Below are 15,744 nucleotides of genomic sequence, written 5' to 3'. Positions count from 1 at the left end.
CCAACGGCGCTAGCCCGTTTTCACTGTCCCTGCGCAAAGCTGCGCATGGGATCGGGGCCTTGACCACCCTGCCCACCTCAGGCAAAGCGCGCAGCATGCAATATGATACCGTGATCCTTGGTGCCGGGGCCGCCGGAATGATGTGCGCGGCCCATGCGGGCGGGCGGGTGCTGCTGGTTGATCACGCCAAGGCCCCCGGTGAAAAGATCCGCATTTCAGGCGGCGGGCGCTGCAATTTCACCAACATGCACTGCACCGCTGATGCTTTTATCTGCGCCAATCCGCATTTCCCGAAATCCGCGTTGGCGAAGTACACCCAGTGGGACTTCATCGAACTCGTCGATGCCCACGGCGTTAAATGGCATGAAAAGACCCTTGGCCAATTGTTCTGCGACACCTCCGCCAAGGAAATCGTCGCGATGCTGCGCGGGTTGATGGACAAGGCCCAGGTGGATCTGCGCCTGCAAAGCACGCTCAGCGGCATCCGCAGAACCGGCAACGGCTATGCGATGGCACTGACCACGCCCGACACCAGCACGAAAATCACTGCCACCCATCTGGTTATCGCCTCGGGCGGCAAATCGATCCCCAAAATGGGGGCCACCGGCCGCGCCTACGAGATCGCAGAAAGCTTCGGCATCCCTGTCACGCCCACCCGCGCGGGCCTTGTCCCCTTCACCTTCACCGATGCCCGCTTTGCCCCGATCTCAGGCACCGCCACGCCGGCCCGGGTAACCGCCGGTGGCACGTCGTTTGACGAGGCGCTCCTGTTCACGCACCGCGGCCTGTCAGGCCCCGCTGTCCTTCAGGCCTCCAGCTATTGGCACGATGGTGCCCCCATCACCCTCAACTTGCTGCCGCAAAACGATTTGTTCCCCAAGCTCCGCGATCAGCGCCAAACCTATGGTCGTCGCAACTTCACGACGGAACTGGCCAAACACCTGCCGGCCCGGCTGGTTGATCACCTTGCGACCCAATTCGATCTGACCGGCAATCTTGCCGATTGGTCCGATGTCCGGTTGCAAACCCTCTGTGACACACTGTCAAACTGGGAAATGACCCCCTCGGGCACCGAAGGCTACCGCACGGCCGAGGTTACACTCGGCGGGATTGACACCGATGCGCTGTCCTCCAAAACGATGGAAGTCAAAAACACACCCGGTCTCTATTTCATCGGCGAAGCCGTGGATGTCACAGGCTGGCTCGGCGGCTATAACTTCCAATGGGCATGGTCATCAGGCATGGCCGCCGCGCGCCATATCGCTGGACAGGCTTAACTTCCAAATGGACTAAAATCCCGGGGGAGCAGCCATAGGCTGCGGGGGCAGCGCCCCCACGCCATCCTCACAAAAACTTCTGCACCTGTGCTATAAAATCATCCCCGCGCCGCTCGAAACTATCATATTGATCAAAGCTCGCCGCCGCAGGGGCCAACAGAACAACATCGCCAGCCTCGGCCTCGGCCACAGCCCGCGCCACGGCAACGTCCATCGTGCCGCAAACTTCGGCCTCGACCCCCAGCTTCATCGCGAATTGCGCCGCCTCGCGCCCGATCACATAAGCCTTGCGCACAGTCTCAAGGGGCTTGGCCAAATCGCCCAAGCCGCCTTCTTTCTCAAGCCCGCCACAAATCCAGCGAATGTTCTGAAAGGCCGCTACCGCCTTTACTGCGCTATCCACATTGGTGGCCTTACTGTCATTGACGAAACGAATGCCGCGCAGCTCACCCACAGTCTGGCTGCGATGCGGCAAGCCGCCAAAACTGTGAAATGCCGCCTCGATCACCTTGGGCGCAAAGCCCAGCGTCCGACACGCCGCATAAGCCGCGCAGGCGTTTTGATGGTTATGCGACCCCGGCAGTCCTTCAACCTTGCGCAGATCAATTGACGCCACCTGCTTACCATTGCGCATTTCGGCCAGAAACCCTTTACGCGCAAAGACATTCCAGCCCAGACCCGCCAGCTTGCGATCCACCGACACACGGATAACGCGGTCGTCCGCTGCCCCCTCGGATAACTGCCCAGCCAGAAAACGGCCCTCCGCCTCATCCACGCCAATGATCGCACGGTCCGGACCGCCCTCGGCGAACAAGCGACGCTTGGCCGCAAAATACCCCCCCATGCCTGCATGCCGATCCAGATGATCGGGGCTGAGGTTGGTAAAGACCGCCACATCCGGCGTCAGATTACGCGCCAGATCGGTCTGATAGCTCGACAGCTCCAGCACCACGACCTCGCCATCAATCGCAGGATCGATATCCAAAACGCCGCGCCCGATGTTGCCCGCCAGTTGCGTGGGCCGGCCCGCATATTCCAAGATGTGATGGATCAGCGCCGAGGTCGTCGATTTCCCGTTTGATCCGGTCACCGCAATCACCTTGGGCATCTGATCGAAATTGTCCCAACCCTTGGTGGCAAAGCTTTGGAAAAACAGCCCGATGTCATTATCAACCGCAACGCCCGCGTCTTGGGCTGCCATGATCACCGGATTGGGCGCGGGATAAAGATGCGGAATGCCGGGGCTGACAATCAACCGCGCCACATCGGCAAAGGCACGGCTCTTTAGCAGGTCAAGGCATTCAAACCCTTCGGCCTGTGCCTTTTCGCGCGCCGCCGGGTTGTCATCCCAACACACAGGCACCGCACCGCCCGCGACCAAGGCCCGCGCCGCAGACAACCCCGAACGCCCCAAGCCCAAAATCGCGACCCGTGCGCCCTGCAAACCCTGAACTGGTATCATGCCCGATCTCCTGCTAGCGATGCTCCTTGAATGCGCCCTAGGAGCCTGACATGTCCCCTCTGCCAGATATTCTGTCCCAGCTCAACGATGACATGCGCCGCGATGATGACTGGGGCGCTGTGGCCAGCTATATCCCTGAGCTCGCACATATCGACCCCGCGCAGTTTGGCATCGCCGTCACCACGGCAGATGGCGAGGTGTTTACCGCAGGCGATGCAGAAACGCCGTTTTCTGTGCAATCGATCACCAAGGTGTTCACCCTCGCCATTGCCTTGGGCCGCTCAGGCGATCAGCTGTGGCGGCGCGTTGGACGCGAACCCTCAGGCAAAGCGTTCAATTCCATCGTTCAGCTCGAACAGGAAAACGGACGTCCGCGCAATCCTTTCATCAACGCAGGCGCGATTGTCACCACCGATGAAATCCTCACCGGCCGCCTCCCCCGAGAGGCCCTGGCCGAAATTCTCCAGTTCATCCGCGCCGCCGCCGGCGATGAAAATATCCACATCAACGATGTGGTCGCCCGCTCCGAAAAATCCCATGGCCACCGCAATTTCGCGCTGGCGCATTTCCTTGCGTCCTGTGGCAATCTCAATAACACGCCGAACAAAACCCTCGGCACCTATTTCCACCACTGCGCCATCGAGATGTCAGCCCGCCAGCTTGCCATGTCCGGACGGTTTCTGATCGAAACAACGAAACTGCCCCGGCTGATCCGGCCGCCACGCATCCGGCGGCTGAACGCACTGATGCTCACCTGCGGGCATTACGATGGCTCCGGCGATTTTGCCTACCGCGTGGGCTTGCCCGCCAAATCAGGCGTGGGCGGCGGCATCCTTGCCATTGTGCCCGGCGTCGCCAGCGTCGCGGTCTGGTCACCGGGTCTCAACCGCTATGGCAATTCGAAAAAGGGCACCGAAGCCATGGCCAGCCTTGCGCGCGACATGGGCTGGTCCATCTTCTAACACCGTTTCATTTTGCCAGATAAACTCCGGGGGGATCGGCCAAAGGCCGATGGGGGCTGGCCCCCTCTTCCCCTTTGAAACATACGACCGGCCTGCGCCTAGCGCACTTTCAAGGTCGCCAAACCGATCATCGCCAGTATCAACGAGATGATCCAGAACCGGATCACGATCTGCGGCTCGGCCCAGCCCTTTTTCTCATAGTGGTGATGGATCGGGGCCATGAGGAAAACCCGCTTGCCGGTGCGTTTGAAATACAGCACCTGGATGATCACCGACAGGGCCTCGACCACGAACAAACCGCCTACAATGGCCAGCACCAACTCGTGCTTGGTGGCAACCGCAATCGCACCCAAGGCACCGCCCAAGGCCAGCGATCCGGTGTCGCCCATAAACACGGCCGCAGGCGGTGCATTATACCACAAAAACCCAAGGCCCCCGCCAAAGATGCCAGCGGTAAAGATCAGGATCTCGCCCGTGCCCGGCACATAATGCACATCCAAATATTCGGTGAAATCGACCCGGCCCACGGCATAGGCAATCACGCCCAACGCCCCAGCTGCGATCATCACCGGCATAATCGCCAGCCCGTCCAGACCATCGGTCAGGTTCACCGCATTGGCAGACCCAACGATCACGATTATTGAAAACGGGATAAACAGATAGCCAAGGTTGATCAGTGTATCCTTGAACACCGGCAACGCCAGCTGGTTTTGCAAATCCGCAGGATGGTACTGCGCGGCCCAGAATGCGGCGATCCCCGCAATGATAAGGCCCAACAAAAGGCGCAGCTTGCTTGAAACACCCGCCACGGTCTGCTTGCTGACCTTGGCGTAATCATCCGCAAATCCTATCGCGGCAAAGCTGACGGTGACGAACAGGATCATCCAGACAAAGGGATTGTCGAGCCGCGCCCATAGCAGGGTCGACGTCAGCAGTGCGCCCACGATCAGCAACCCCCCCATGGTCGGTGTGCCCGCCTTGACGAAATGCCCCTCGGGGCCGTCATTGCGGATCGGCTGTCCCTTGCCCTGATGTCTGCGCAACACCGAAATCAGCGGCTTGCCGAACAGGAACCCGAAGATCAACGCTGTCATAAATGCGCCACCCGCCCGAAACGTGATGTAGCGGAAAAGGTTGAAGAAATCGCCGCCGTCCGACAGCAGGGTCAACCAATAGAGCATTATGCGTCTCCTCACTCAAATTATTATGGGCTTTAGCCCTGTTCTTTATTCGGCTCCGGATGGCCCATTTTACGGATCGCGTCAACGATCAGGCCCAGTCTCATAGACAATGACCCCTTGGCCAGCACCACATCACCACTGTCCAGATGGCTTGCCAATCCGGGTAGCAACTCCGCCGATGTCTCGGCCCATTCGCCCCGCTGATGCGCGGGGATCAGATCATATAGCGACCGCATCAACGGCCCCACACAATGAATGACGTCCAGTTTCTTGGTCGCGTCGAGATGGGCCAATCCGGCGTGTAGTGCGATCTCGTCACTGCCCAATTCCTTCATATCGCCCAGATATGCGATCCGCCGGCCCTTGCTGACACGGCCAATGTCATGGGTCACTTCTGATGCGGCCAACACCTCAAGTGCTGCGGCCATCGATGTGGGGTTGGCGTTATAGCTGTCGTCGATCAGGCTCAGCGTCATGTGAAACTCGACCGGGTCAAGGTGGATCACCTCGCGCACGCCGCGCCCCTTGTAGGGCGTCCAACGCCCCAAGGACACCGCCGCCAGTGCCAGATCGGCCCCCATCGCCTGTGCTGCAGCCAGCGCGCCCAAGGCGTTCATCGCAAAATGCCGCCCCGGCGTGCCGATCTTGAACAGCAGCGGGGTGCCATCGGCATCCGCTTGCACGACTGTCACATCGCCTTGGACCTGCACGTTTTGCAATTTGAACTGGAAACCATGCTCTCCGAATTCGACCTCGCGCAGACGGCAATCTACGGCTTTGGCCATCAAGATCGCCGCATGTTCGATGTCGGCATTAATCACGGCCACACCGCCCGGCGCCAACCCATCGAAAATCGCCGCTTTTTCAACGGCAATACCTGCGACGTCATCGAATGCCTCTAAATGTACGGCAGCGACCGTCGTCACCATCGCCACGTCCGGCTTGGTCAAGATCGCCAGCGGAGAGATTTCGCCGGGGTGGTTCATCCCGATCTCGATCACGGCAAATTCGGTATCAGCGGGCATCCGCGCCAATGTCAGCGGCACGCCCCAGTGATTATTGTAGCTGTCAACGGACGCATGTGCCCGCCCCTGATCGGCGAAAATTGCCAGCAGCATTTCCTTGGTCGAGGTCTTGCCAACGCTGCCCGTCACTGCGACCACTTTGGCCTGTGTGCGGGCGCGGGCCGCGGCCCCAAGCGCCTCAAGCCCCTGCAGCACATCATCGACGATCAGCAAGGGCGCATCATCTGCAACGCCTTCCGGCACATGGCTGACAAGCGCCGCCCCTGCGCCCTTTTCCAGCGCCATTGCCACAAAGTCATGGCCGTCGCGCACATCTTTGAGTGCGACGAACAGATCTCCTGTTTGGATGGTGCGGGTATCAATAGACACGCCATCACAAACCCAGTCGCCAATCGCGCGGCCTCCGGTGGCTTTTGCCGCCTCTGCTGCAGTCCACAAGCTCATGTCAGTCTCCCGTCCAGTGCTGCAACGGCAACGCTGGCCTGTTCCACATCATCAAAGGGCAAGACATCGTCGCCGATGATCTGCCCGGTTTCATGGCCCTTGCCCGCGATCAGCAACGCGTCACCGGGGCCAATGGCATCAATCCCGCGCAAGATCGCCTCGGCGCGGTCGCTGACTTCGGTCGCGTCCGGCGCGCCGGTCATGACGGCCGCACGGATCAGCGCCGGATCTTCCGAGCGTGGGTTATCGTCGGTCACAAAGACCAGATCGGCATGTTCCGCCGCCGCCTGCCCCATCAAGGGGCGTTTGGTCGTGTCACGGTCGCCGCCTGCGCCCACAATCGCCACCAAACGGCCCATCACATGCGGGCGCATCGCCTGAAGCGCCGTGGCGATGGCATCGGGCGTATGGGCGTAATCGACAAATACAGCGCCGCCATTATCGCGTGTCGCGGCCAACTGCATCCGGCCGCGCACGGTGGTCAGATGCGGGATCGTGTCGAACACATCCGCAGGCTCCGCGCCGCACGCAATAACCAACCCCGCCGCCAGCAAAATGTTATCGGCCTGAAACCCGCCAATCAGGTTCAGCCGCTTTTGATAGGTCTTACCGCGCCAGTCGAACCGCAAATCCTGCCCGGTTGCGTCAAAACGCTGCCCCGTCAGATGCAGATCGCCGCCGTCCCGTCCTACGCTAATGACCTCACAGCCGCGCGCACGGGCAATAGCGGCCATATCAACGCCTTTGGGATCATCAATGTTGATGACCGCTGTGCCATCTTCAGGCAACACCCGCGAGAACAACCCGGCTTTGGCGTCGAAATACGCCTCGAATGTCTCGTGATAGTCCAGATGATCCTGCGTGAAATTTGTAAACCCCGCCGCTTTCAGCGTGACGCCGTCAAGGCGGCGCTGGTCCAACCCGTGGCTCGACGCCTCCATCGCGGCATGGGTGATGCCGTTCGCCGCTGCTTCGGCCAAGGCGCGGTGCAAAGTGATCGGTTCAGGCGTCGTATGGGCCAGCGGCGCGGTCCATGCGCCCTCGACACCCGTTGTGCCAAGGTTCACGGCCTGCAATCCCATTTCAATCCAGATCTGGCGGACAAAAGTACTCACGGATGTTTTGCCATTCGTACCAGTCACCGCGATCATCGTGGCAGGCTGTGCGCCGAACCACAGCGCGGCAGAGCGCGACAGCGCCTCGCGCGGGGCATCAGTAACCACCACTGCGGTGCCGGTATCGGCCAGCACATCGGCGGCAAGTGCCGCACCTTTGGCATCAGTCAACACCGCAGCAGCACCCATGCGCAACGCATATTGAATAAACTCGGCCCCGTGTACTGTGCTGCCCGGCATGGCGGCAAACAAATATCCGTCTTTTACCAGGCGGCTGTCCACGGCGATGCCCGTGATCGTCGGATTTGCCTCTCCCCTTGCGGTCAGACCAAGCGAAGAAAGGGGGACGGCCTGTGTGCCCATGGGGGACGCTCTTTTTATCAATTGCTGCTCGACAGCGTTATATCAGCGGCGCTGCCCGGTTCAACAGTTGGTCGAAGCCCCAACAAGGGCGCGATCCGGCGGATCATCTCGGCGGCGACGGGCACAGCCGTCCAACCCGCCGTACGGCGCGGTTCCTCGCCGGATGTTTCAACAGGCTCGTCCAAGGTCACGATCAACACATATTTGGGGTCATGGGCGGGAAACATGCTGGCAAAGGTGTTGATCACCTTGTCTTCCAGATATCCACCACGGGGGCCGGGTTTATCCGCCGTGCCGGTCTTGCCGCCCACGTGATAGCCGGGCACCTCGCCAAAGCTGGCCGTGCCTTCGGTCACAACGGCGCGCAACATCATCCGGGCGTCAGCTGCGGCACCTTCGGACATCACCCTTTCGCCCAGTTTGGGGCCGTTTTGTTTCAGCAAGGTCGGCACGATTTTGCGGCCGCCATTTGCGATTGTCGAATATCCAGCCGCAAGATGCATCGGGCTGGAAGACAAGCCATGCCCATAAGAAATCGTGACGGTGCTGAGCTCTTCCCACCGCTTGGGCAGCAATGGCTTGCCGCCCGAAGCTTCGACGATCTCGAATGGGGTGGGTTCAAAGAAGCCGAGGCTTTTGAGGAATGCCTGCTGCCGTTCTGCGCCGATCTGCATGGCCAGACGCCCCGAACCCCGGTTCGAACTGTTCACAATGATACCGGTAACCGTCTGTTCGCCATAGTTTTTATTCTGGAACTCACCGATCCGGAAACCGCTGACTTTCATCGGACCGGCGGTATCAATCACCGTGTCCGCCGTCACCAGCCCCAGATCAATGGCCTGAGCAGCAGGGAAAATCTTGAACACTGATCCCAGCTCGTACACCCCTTGGACCGAGCGGTTAAACAGCGGGCTGTCCGACGCATCCCCGGTAACAGCCGCATGCGGGCGATCATTTGGATCGAACGAGGGCAAGGACACGGCGCTGATCACCTCGCCGGTATGCACGTCCATCAAGACTGATGTCGCCCCCTTGGCGTTCATCAGTTTCATACCACCATACAAAATACGCTCGGACGCGGCTTGCACCGTCATATCCAGCGACAGCTCCAGCGGCTTGTTCCCATTTGCAGGGTCGCGCAGATAATCGTCAAAGTATTTTTCCGCACCCGCAACGCCAATCACCTCGGCACCGTGTACGCCCTCTTTGCCAAAGCTGGCACCGCCCATGATATGCGCGGCCAGAGGGCCATTCGGATAAAGACGCATATCGCGCGGGGCAAAAAGCAGACCCGGCTCGCCGATTTCATGCACGGCTTGCATTTGTTCTGGGCTGATTTTCTTTTTGATCCAAAGGAACTTACGCTTGCCAGTAAAGTCACGCACCAGACGATCGTGATCCAGATCAGGGAACACGTTCATCAGCTTGCTGGCGGCCCGTTCGGGGTCAATCATGTGATGCGGCTGCGCGTAAAGAGCGTGGGTTTCAAAATTCGTGGCCAGCAGGTTGCCGTTGCGATCAACGATATCGGCACGGGTGGCCGAGATCACGGAACCGGGGGCCGCCGCGCGTGGCTCTGTCGGGTCGGTCGTCGCCATAACGCCCATGCGCGCACCCACCACAGTAAAGGCGCAGAAAAAGAACACACCCAGCACCAGCAACCGCCCTTCGGCACGCTGGCGGGCGCTGTCGCGCATCTGCTCGTGACGGATACGGGTATTTTCACGTTCAATCGCGTCGGGATTTTCGCCCTTTTGGCGGGCCTCAAGAATGCGGGCCAGTGGACGCAGCGGGGTGCGGATCATTCTGTGGCCTCCATCGTGGACACATCGACGCCTTGGGTGATTTCAAACAGCGGTAGTTCGGGCAGCGGCGGATAGCCGACCTGATCAATTGCGCCAAACTGGTCGGGATGCAGCGGCAACAGGCCCAGCCGGTCAAAGTTCAGCTCGGACAGATCGCGCAGACGCTCTGGCCGGTTCAGATAGGCCCATTCGGCGCGCAATACGGCCAGCCTGCTATGGGCCTGACGGATATCCTGACGCAGCTGGTCCGTATCGCTCAGCGCTTGCTGCGTGGCATAGTTTTCACGGTAGGCCCAAAAGGCGAGGCCGATAACCGACAAGGTGGTCAGAACATACAGAACGGCTCTCATGACTGTATTCCTTTGACGATGGGCATGCCGAGCGATTTCGCATCAACCGATCCGGCCGGCGCATCGGTGCGAATGGCAACGCGCAGCTTGGCCGAGCGGCTGCGCGGGTTTTCCTCAAGTTCTTGCGCGTCTGGCCCGATGGCCTTGCGTTTCAGGATTTTGAATTGCGGCGGAACGGGTGCGGCTTCGGGGGCAAAGCGATTGGCATTGCCGCCTGCCCCTGCGCGCGCCGTAAGGAAGCGTTTGACCATCCGGTCCTCGACCGAATGAAAAGTCACCACGGCCAGTTGCCCGCCGGGTTTCAGCGCGCGTTCGGCAGCCATAAGCCCTTCGAACAATTCGCCATATTCGTTATTCACCGCGATGCGCAGCGCCTGAAAACTGCGGGTCGCAGGGTGCGACTGACCAGGTTTTGAACGGGGCAAACAGCCCTCGACCAACCCTGCCAATTGCAGTGTCGTAGTAATCGGTGCCTCTTCACGGGCACGGACAATCGCCTTGGCAATACGACGGCTGGCGCGTTCTTCGCCGTATTGGAACAGAATATTCGCGATGGTTTCTTCTTCGGCCTGATTGACGATATCGGCGGCTGACGTGCCGTTCTGGCTCATCCGCATGTCCAGCGGACCGTCGCGCATGAAGGAAAAGCCGCGTTCAGCCAGATCAAGCTGCATCGACGAGACGCCCAGATCCAGCACAACCCCATCAAGATCTTGGGCATAGGTGTCCATCTTTGAGAACACACCCTGCTGCATGATGATTTTGTCGCCGTAATCCGCCGCCCAGCTTTGCGCCATCTCGAACGCCAGCGGGTCGCGGTCGACGGCAATGACCTGATCCGCACCTGCGTCAATCAACCCGCGCGTATAGCCACCGGCACCAAATGTGCCATCCAGCCAGCGCCCCGTGACAGGGGCAACTGCTGCCAAAAGGGGGCGTAGCAGAACCGGCGTGTGGGGGGCTGAGGGGGTATCAGAGGCAGCGGTCATATCGCTTAGGCCTCCGGCTTACCGTCCAGAAAGGCCATGGGATCGAAGTCTTCTGGCAATTCATCCAGCCATTCTTCTTCGCGGGCTTTTTCCTCGGTATCATAGGTTTCAGGCTTCCAAATCTGGAACGTGTCACCGGCAGCGATAAAAAACGCCTCGCCTTCCAGGTCGATTTTGCTGCGCAGTTTGGCAGGCAGGACCAGACGGCCGGTTTCATCGACAGATGTCGGGAAAGACTGACCGTGGAACAGGCGTTGCAACATCTTGCGTTCCATTGATCCACGCGGCAGCGCGTCGATTTTGTCATCAACCTCGTCAATCGCCTGCATGGTGTAGCATTCAAGATAGCTGCGGCGGCTGTCGCCATAGACGATGACCAGCTCGGGCGTGCCGCCGTTTTGCCAATTCGGATCACCGGCTTCCAACACACGACGAAAAGAGGCCGGGATAGACACCCGCCCCTTCGTATCGACCTTGTGTTGGCTTTCGCCTCTGAACCTGCGGCTCACGTGTCTGTCCCTGGCTACGGCGCGCTTGCGCCAAAAATTCGTTTCCCCTGTGGTAGGCGTAAAAACGGCGGGTTGATCTGCTGCCACTGATCAACCCGCCGCCCGTCCCGCTTTGCGGGAAAGTCCGACTGCACGCGCCACCTGGGGGGATGTCTGCTCGCTCGCGCGCCGGATTCTTGGTCTGATGAAAGCGAGGTGCCTGTATGAACCTGCTAGAGTTTTATTTGGTCGATGGGGTCGTTTGGTGCCCCTTGTCTCGTTCTCATCCGATGCACTAGGGATGCCATGGGAATTCATGGGCGTCTATAGTTTTCTTTGGGAAAAGACACAGGATATGGTTTTACACAGGGCTGAAAAACAACATGTAGGGTGTCGACCCACTCCAATTTGCACCTCATACTGTGCAAATGAAAAAAAATGGCACAATATATAGTATTTCAGGTTTCAGCCCAAAATTTCCCACCAAATCCCAATAAAAATACACCCTCAGATTTATCCACAAGGCATGTTTATTCTTTGTTCTCAAATTGGACAACAAGGTGCAACTGTTTTCAGCGCAAAAACACCAAGCCCCAAGACAATAAAAGGCTTATGAACGAATCACCTGACCGCCAGCACATGCGGCCTCATGAAAATTCCCATGAAGTCCCATAACCCTCAATATCCGCCGGGTGAGGGTTTGAAACATTAAACAAATTTACAAAGCCAAGGGGCCACGTGCACAATCCCAACCCAGCCTAACTTTTCCAAATGGCGTTTTTCTGTTATTTCTGTGCCCGCATACTCATGCAGTCATCAGTTTTTTAAAAAGTAGCCCGTTTTCTCAGCCCTTGGCTGAAGACCTCAAAACACTTTGAAAGGACACTGACGTGAAACATCTTCTCTTTCTCATGGCGCTAGCCACCCTACCCAACGGTGCAATGGCAGAATTTTATACTCGTACCACCGATCAGTTCGGCATCATCGCCACTGATGTCGGCCCGGACTTTCGTGTAGCTGCAATGTGCACGGTATCGGCCGGAGAGGTCGCCAGCAAAGCCGACTGGGCCGAGTGGATTCCGCAGATCGGAAATACGTTGTCAAAAGCGGTGGATATCGCATCGCTCGACAAGGGGGTATCGGTGTGCGGCTTGCGTCATTCCGAAAAGGCAGGCGTTTCTGTAAGTCGTGCAGATACACGCGGCTTTAACCTGGAAATCCGCACCTATAAGGACGGAAAGAAAATCGGCGAAGTGTCCCCATCCGTCATGTGCGATAAGGGCCCCGTCAACTTTTTCGGCATTTGCTTTGAAATGGCCAAGCTTAAAGACAATGATGGCAATGCCGAAGCCGACGGCATCGCGGCCTGCGTAGATGTGCACGCGACGAATGTATCCTCGACCCACTCAATTGTGCTGGGTGCCGGAAAAATGCCCGCAAACATCAAAACAGGCATGCAAGATGAAGCGGCTGCGATAAAGGAAACCACCTGCAGCGAACGTAGCGATTGGGTTGAATAGCAACCCTAAGCCATACCGCCCTTGATCAACCCTTCTGCGATGCGCGCGTAGGCTTGTGCCATCGGGCCGTCGCCCGCGGCGACGGGCGTGCCCGCATCCCCCGCAAGACGGGTTTCCAGATCAATGGGCAAGCTGCCCAATAATGGAACGCCAATTTTCTCGGCCTCGTCCGCAACGCCACCATGACCAAAAATCTGATGTTCTGACCCGCAGTCAGGGCAAACAAACATCGACATATTCTCGATCAGGCCAAGAACGGGCGTTTTGAGGGTGTTGAACATGTCGATGGCCTTGCGCGCATCAATCAGCGCCACATCCTGCGGCGTCGACACAATGATGGCCCCAGACAATTCCGACTTGGTACATAGGGTCAATTGCACGTCGCCCGTACCGGGCGGCAAATCGACCAACAGCACGTCCAACTCCCCCCATTCAACCTGCCCCAACATCTGCTGCAATGCGCCCATCAACATCGGGCCACGCCAGACAACGGCCTTGCCCTCTTCCATCATAAAGCCGATCGACATCAAGGTGACGCCATGGGCGTGCAAGGGAATGATCGTTTTGCCATCCGGCGACGCGGGGCGTTTGTTCACCCCCATCATGCGCGGCTGGCTGGGCCCATAAATATCTGCGTCCAGCAACCCGACCTTGCGCCCTGCCCGCGCCAAGGCCACGGCGATGTTGGAACTGACGGTTGATTTCCCAACGCCGCCTTTTCCGGACCCGATGGCCAGAATACGCTTTACCCCGGTCGGTTTGGTTGGTCCGTCTTGAGGCTTCGGATGGCCGCCAATCTTAAGGCTAGGTGCCGGTGCCTTGGGGGCCGGGCCGTGGGCCGTCAGAGCAACGGTAACCGTGCCTACACCCTTTATCGCCTTCACCACCTGCTCTGCCGCGTCGCGCAAGGGGGCCATCTGCGCGGCAACTTGCGCATTCGGTGCCTCGATCACAAACCGGACGGCATCACCCTCAACCGTCAAAGCACGGACCAAATCATGCGCAAGGATGGATTTCCCATCCGGCAAGGTGACTCGCTGCAGTTCCGCTTCGACTTGGGCTTTGGTAATGGGCATCGGTTATTCCTTCTTATCGACAGCTTTGACATGGCAGTTTCTACGTAAACCACAAGAGGGCGTCACAATACTGCGCATATCACCAGCAAAAGCGCAAAACTTCGCCCAAAAATTAGCCATTTCCGCAATGTTTGCGCTGCATAGCAGCATTGCAAAATTTTTTATTGTGCAGATGCAGCAATTAGGTCAAAAAGGTTTCAGGAAAGCGCTAGTCGCTAACCAACAGAAAGACCAGACGCATCCATCCTCCTCCCGGATGTTTCTGTTTAGGCGGCGACACCTTCCTCCTCCCTGGTGTCGTCGCCATTTTTTTATTTTATCACAAATTTTCAGGACGTTACGTCAACTTTTCGTATGCATTTGCTGCATAGCGGCATTGTCGATCTGTGTATTGTGCAAGTGCAGCATCTTCCTACATATTGGTCACAACAGAACGAAACACAGATCAAATGAAAGAGGTGCTGAGATGGCATACCTTAACGCAACTACCGCTCCTTCCTTGGCAGATCGCTTTAACGCCGTCATGTCCATGATCGCCACGCGCCGCAAGCAGGCTCGTGTGTACCGCGCCACTTTCAACGAGCTGAGCTCTTTGTCGAACCGCGAATTGGCCGATCTGGGCATGTCGCGTTCGCAAATCCGCAGCATCGCTCTGGAAACAGGCCGCAACGCTGCCTAAATGAATTGAGATCGGACACACGCTTCCTCCCGGATGTGTGTCTGTAGAAGGCCCGCGGTTTCTTCCTCCTCCCTGAAACCGAAGGCCTTTATAAACGTCTCCTTCCTCCTTTCCTCCCGATTGGATTGGAGACGTCGATAAAGTCGGCGGTGCTTTCCTCCCAAAGCACCGCCGTTCTTGTATCTGGAGGATGCATATTCCCTGCGTTTGGCTTTGAGCCCATCATTTATGTGCGGGGCTATGGTCCGCTTTGCGGACTAAGCCGACCTTGACCACCACGTCCTTGCTCATCTTCGGAAAGCGGCTAAGTTGACTGAAATTGGTAGGGTTTTTCAATGTTCGATCAGTATTTTGCGGGTATTCTTGTCGCTTTTGGCGTTTTCGTGATGGGAATGTTTAGCCCTGGCCCAAACATAATGTCGATCATTGGAACATCCATGGCCGTCGGTCGCTCATCCGGCAAGGCGTTGGCATTGGGCATTGCCAGCGGTTCGTTCATCTGGGGAACCTTGACACTCTTCGGGTTAACGGCGCTGTTAACGACTTATGCAGGTCTTTTAACCTTCATTAAGATTGCAGGTGCCTGTTACCTTCTTCTTCTTGCTTACAAAGCATTTGCGTCTGCCTTGAAGGGCAAAACCATGCAAGTGAAGGGCATTACAGTCGACGGTGGTTTTGGGCGCTATTACCGCAGGGGACTGCTGATCCAGATGACTAATCCAAAAGCCGCATTCACATGGCTTGCGATCCTATCCCTTGCTCTGGATCAAACCGCACCGTTCTGGGTCGGGGGTATAGTGGTCGCCGGAACTGGGATAATCTCGATAGTCGGTCATCTGGCATATGCGATAGCGTTTTCAACGGCACCGATGGTCAATGGATACCGAAAGGCACAGCGTTGGATTGATGGTGCGCTCGGCTCGTTCTTCACTTTCGCAAGCTATAAAATTGCCACCTCAGATCTCTAATTTCGCTGTACGTATGGGCTCAAACCTGACCTTCACAATC

At 58.0% G+C, this 15,744-nt stretch carries 14 protein-coding genes; 5 read left to right on the top strand and 9 right to left on the bottom strand.

Going from position 1 to position 15,744, the window contains the following annotated elements; translation table 11 throughout:
• Positions 1-95 precede the first annotated feature (95 nt).
• Positions 96-1,277: a BaiN/RdsA family NAD(P)/FAD-dependent oxidoreductase gene (locus tag BM347_RS08030; RefSeq protein WP_093916114.1), complete on the top strand. Its 1,182-nt coding sequence runs from the start codon at positions 96-98 to the stop codon at positions 1,275-1,277.
• Positions 1,278-1,344: 67 nt separating this feature from the next.
• Here the strand turns inward: BM347_RS08030 and murD are convergent, their stop codons facing one another.
• Positions 1,345-2,739, bottom strand: coding sequence for a UDP-N-acetylmuramoyl-L-alanine--D-glutamate ligase (gene murD, locus BM347_RS08025; RefSeq protein WP_093915889.1), 1,395 nt, complete (start codon positions 2,737-2,739; stop codon positions 1,345-1,347).
• Between the two features lie 50 nt (positions 2,740-2,789).
• Here murD and BM347_RS08020 point away from each other — a divergent pair, with 50 nt between their 5' ends.
• Positions 2,790-3,701, top strand: a complete 912-nt coding sequence (locus BM347_RS08020; RefSeq protein ID WP_093915888.1) for a glutaminase — start codon at positions 2,790-2,792, stop codon at positions 3,699-3,701.
• Positions 3,702-3,799: 98 nt separating this feature from the next.
• On the opposite strand, the gene mraY is transcribed toward BM347_RS08020, so the two are convergent.
• From mraY to mraZ, 7 genes are read right to left on the bottom strand one after another with little or no spacing between them, the layout of a single operon-like run.
• A complete protein-coding gene (mraY, locus tag BM347_RS08015) occupies positions 3,800-4,882 on the bottom strand; it encodes a phospho-N-acetylmuramoyl-pentapeptide-transferase (protein WP_093915887.1) in 1,083 nt (360 codons plus the stop codon).
• Positions 4,883-4,914: 32 nt separating this feature from the next.
• The gene (locus BM347_RS08010) at positions 4,915-6,351 is read right to left on the bottom strand and encodes a UDP-N-acetylmuramoyl-tripeptide--D-alanyl-D-alanine ligase (RefSeq protein WP_093915886.1); all 1,437 of its coding nucleotides are present in this window, start codon (positions 6,349-6,351) and stop codon (positions 4,915-4,917) included.
• Positions 6,348-7,829, bottom strand: coding sequence for a UDP-N-acetylmuramoyl-L-alanyl-D-glutamate--2,6-diaminopimelate ligase (locus BM347_RS08005; protein ID WP_093915885.1), 1,482 nt, complete (start codon positions 7,827-7,829; stop codon positions 6,348-6,350). The genes BM347_RS08010 and BM347_RS08005 overlap by 4 nt, the downstream gene beginning before the upstream one ends.
• Positions 7,830-7,846: 17 nt before the next feature.
• A complete protein-coding gene (locus tag BM347_RS08000) occupies positions 7,847-9,634 on the bottom strand; it encodes a peptidoglycan D,D-transpeptidase FtsI family protein (RefSeq protein ID WP_093915884.1) in 1,788 nt (595 codons plus the stop codon).
• The gene (gene ftsL, locus BM347_RS07995; protein WP_093915883.1) at positions 9,631-9,984 is read right to left on the bottom strand and encodes a cell division protein FtsL; all 354 of its coding nucleotides are present in this window, start codon (positions 9,982-9,984) and stop codon (positions 9,631-9,633) included. The genes BM347_RS08000 and ftsL overlap by 4 nt, the downstream gene beginning before the upstream one ends.
• A complete protein-coding gene (gene rsmH / locus BM347_RS07990; RefSeq protein WP_093915882.1) occupies positions 9,981-10,973 on the bottom strand; it encodes a 16S rRNA (cytosine(1402)-N(4))-methyltransferase RsmH in 993 nt (330 codons plus the stop codon). The genes ftsL and rsmH overlap by 4 nt, the downstream gene beginning before the upstream one ends.
• 5 nt (positions 10,974-10,978) lie before the next feature.
• Positions 10,979-11,482: a division/cell wall cluster transcriptional repressor MraZ gene (mraZ, locus tag BM347_RS07985; protein ID WP_093915881.1), complete on the bottom strand. Its 504-nt coding sequence runs from the start codon at positions 11,480-11,482 to the stop codon at positions 10,979-10,981.
• An 869-nt stretch (positions 11,483-12,351) separates the two neighbouring features.
• Between mraZ and BM347_RS07980 the strand changes: the two genes are divergently transcribed.
• Positions 12,352-12,981, top strand: coding sequence for a hypothetical protein (locus BM347_RS07980; protein WP_139226467.1), 630 nt, complete (start codon positions 12,352-12,354; stop codon positions 12,979-12,981).
• Between the two features lie 5 nt (positions 12,982-12,986).
• On the opposite strand, the gene BM347_RS07975 is transcribed toward BM347_RS07980, so the two are convergent.
• Complete coding sequence (locus tag BM347_RS07975) at positions 12,987-14,057, bottom strand: Mrp/NBP35 family ATP-binding protein (protein WP_093915879.1); 1,071 nt, start codon at positions 14,055-14,057, stop codon at positions 12,987-12,989.
• Between BM347_RS07975 and BM347_RS17680 the strand changes: the two genes are divergently transcribed.
• Both BM347_RS17680 and BM347_RS07965 read left to right on the top strand, forming a co-directional pair.
• On the top strand, positions 14,050-14,736 hold the full coding sequence (locus BM347_RS17680; protein WP_245764219.1) for a DUF1127 domain-containing protein: 687 nt from the start codon (positions 14,050-14,052) through the stop codon (positions 14,734-14,736). The two genes, BM347_RS07975 and BM347_RS17680, sit on opposite strands and share 8 nt — an antisense overlap.
• A gap of 335 nt (positions 14,737-15,071) precedes the next feature.
• Positions 15,072-15,704: a LysE family translocator gene (locus BM347_RS07965; protein WP_093915877.1), complete on the top strand. Its 633-nt coding sequence runs from the start codon at positions 15,072-15,074 to the stop codon at positions 15,702-15,704.
• The last annotated feature ends 40 nt before the right edge of the window (positions 15,705-15,744 follow it).

Origin of the sequence: Sulfitobacter marinus, assembly GCF_900116285.1 — a bacterium.
In the GTDB taxonomy this organism is placed as follows: domain Bacteria; phylum Pseudomonadota; class Alphaproteobacteria; order Rhodobacterales; family Rhodobacteraceae; genus Sulfitobacter; species Sulfitobacter marinus.
This window is presented reverse-complemented; position numbering and strand designations above follow the sequence as displayed.

Bases quoted from the DNA above. Each gene is read 5' to 3' on its own strand.
- BM347_RS08030 (WP_093916114.1), top strand. From the start codon at position 96: ATGCAATATGATACCGTGATCCTTGGTGCCGGGGCCGCCGGAATGATG.
- murD (WP_093915889.1), bottom strand. From the start codon at position 2,739: ATGATACCAGTTCAGGGTTTGCAGGGCGCACGGGTCGCGATTTTGGGC.
- BM347_RS08020 (WP_093915888.1), top strand. From the start codon at position 2,790: ATGTCCCCTCTGCCAGATATTCTGTCCCAGCTCAACGATGACATGCGC.
- mraY (WP_093915887.1), bottom strand. From the start codon at position 4,882: ATGCTCTATTGGTTGACCCTGCTGTCGGACGGCGGCGATTTCTTCAAC.
- BM347_RS08010 (WP_093915886.1), bottom strand. From the start codon at position 6,351: ATGAGCTTGTGGACTGCAGCAGAGGCGGCAAAAGCCACCGGAGGCCGC.
- BM347_RS08005 (WP_093915885.1), bottom strand. From the start codon at position 7,829: ATGGGCACACAGGCCGTCCCCCTTTCTTCGCTTGGTCTGACCGCAAGG.
- BM347_RS08000 (WP_093915884.1), bottom strand. From the start codon at position 9,634: ATGATCCGCACCCCGCTGCGTCCACTGGCCCGCATTCTTGAGGCCCGC.
- ftsL (WP_093915883.1), bottom strand. From the start codon at position 9,984: ATGAGAGCCGTTCTGTATGTTCTGACCACCTTGTCGGTTATCGGCCTC.
- rsmH (WP_093915882.1), bottom strand. From the start codon at position 10,973: ATGACCGCTGCCTCTGATACCCCCTCAGCCCCCCACACGCCGGTTCTG.
- BM347_RS17680 (WP_245764219.1), top strand. From the start codon at position 14,050: ATGGGCATCGGTTATTCCTTCTTATCGACAGCTTTGACATGGCAGTTT.
- BM347_RS07975 (WP_093915879.1), bottom strand. From the start codon at position 14,057: ATGCCCATTACCAAAGCCCAAGTCGAAGCGGAACTGCAGCGAGTCACC.
- BM347_RS07965 (WP_093915877.1), top strand. From the start codon at position 15,072: ATGTTCGATCAGTATTTTGCGGGTATTCTTGTCGCTTTTGGCGTTTTC.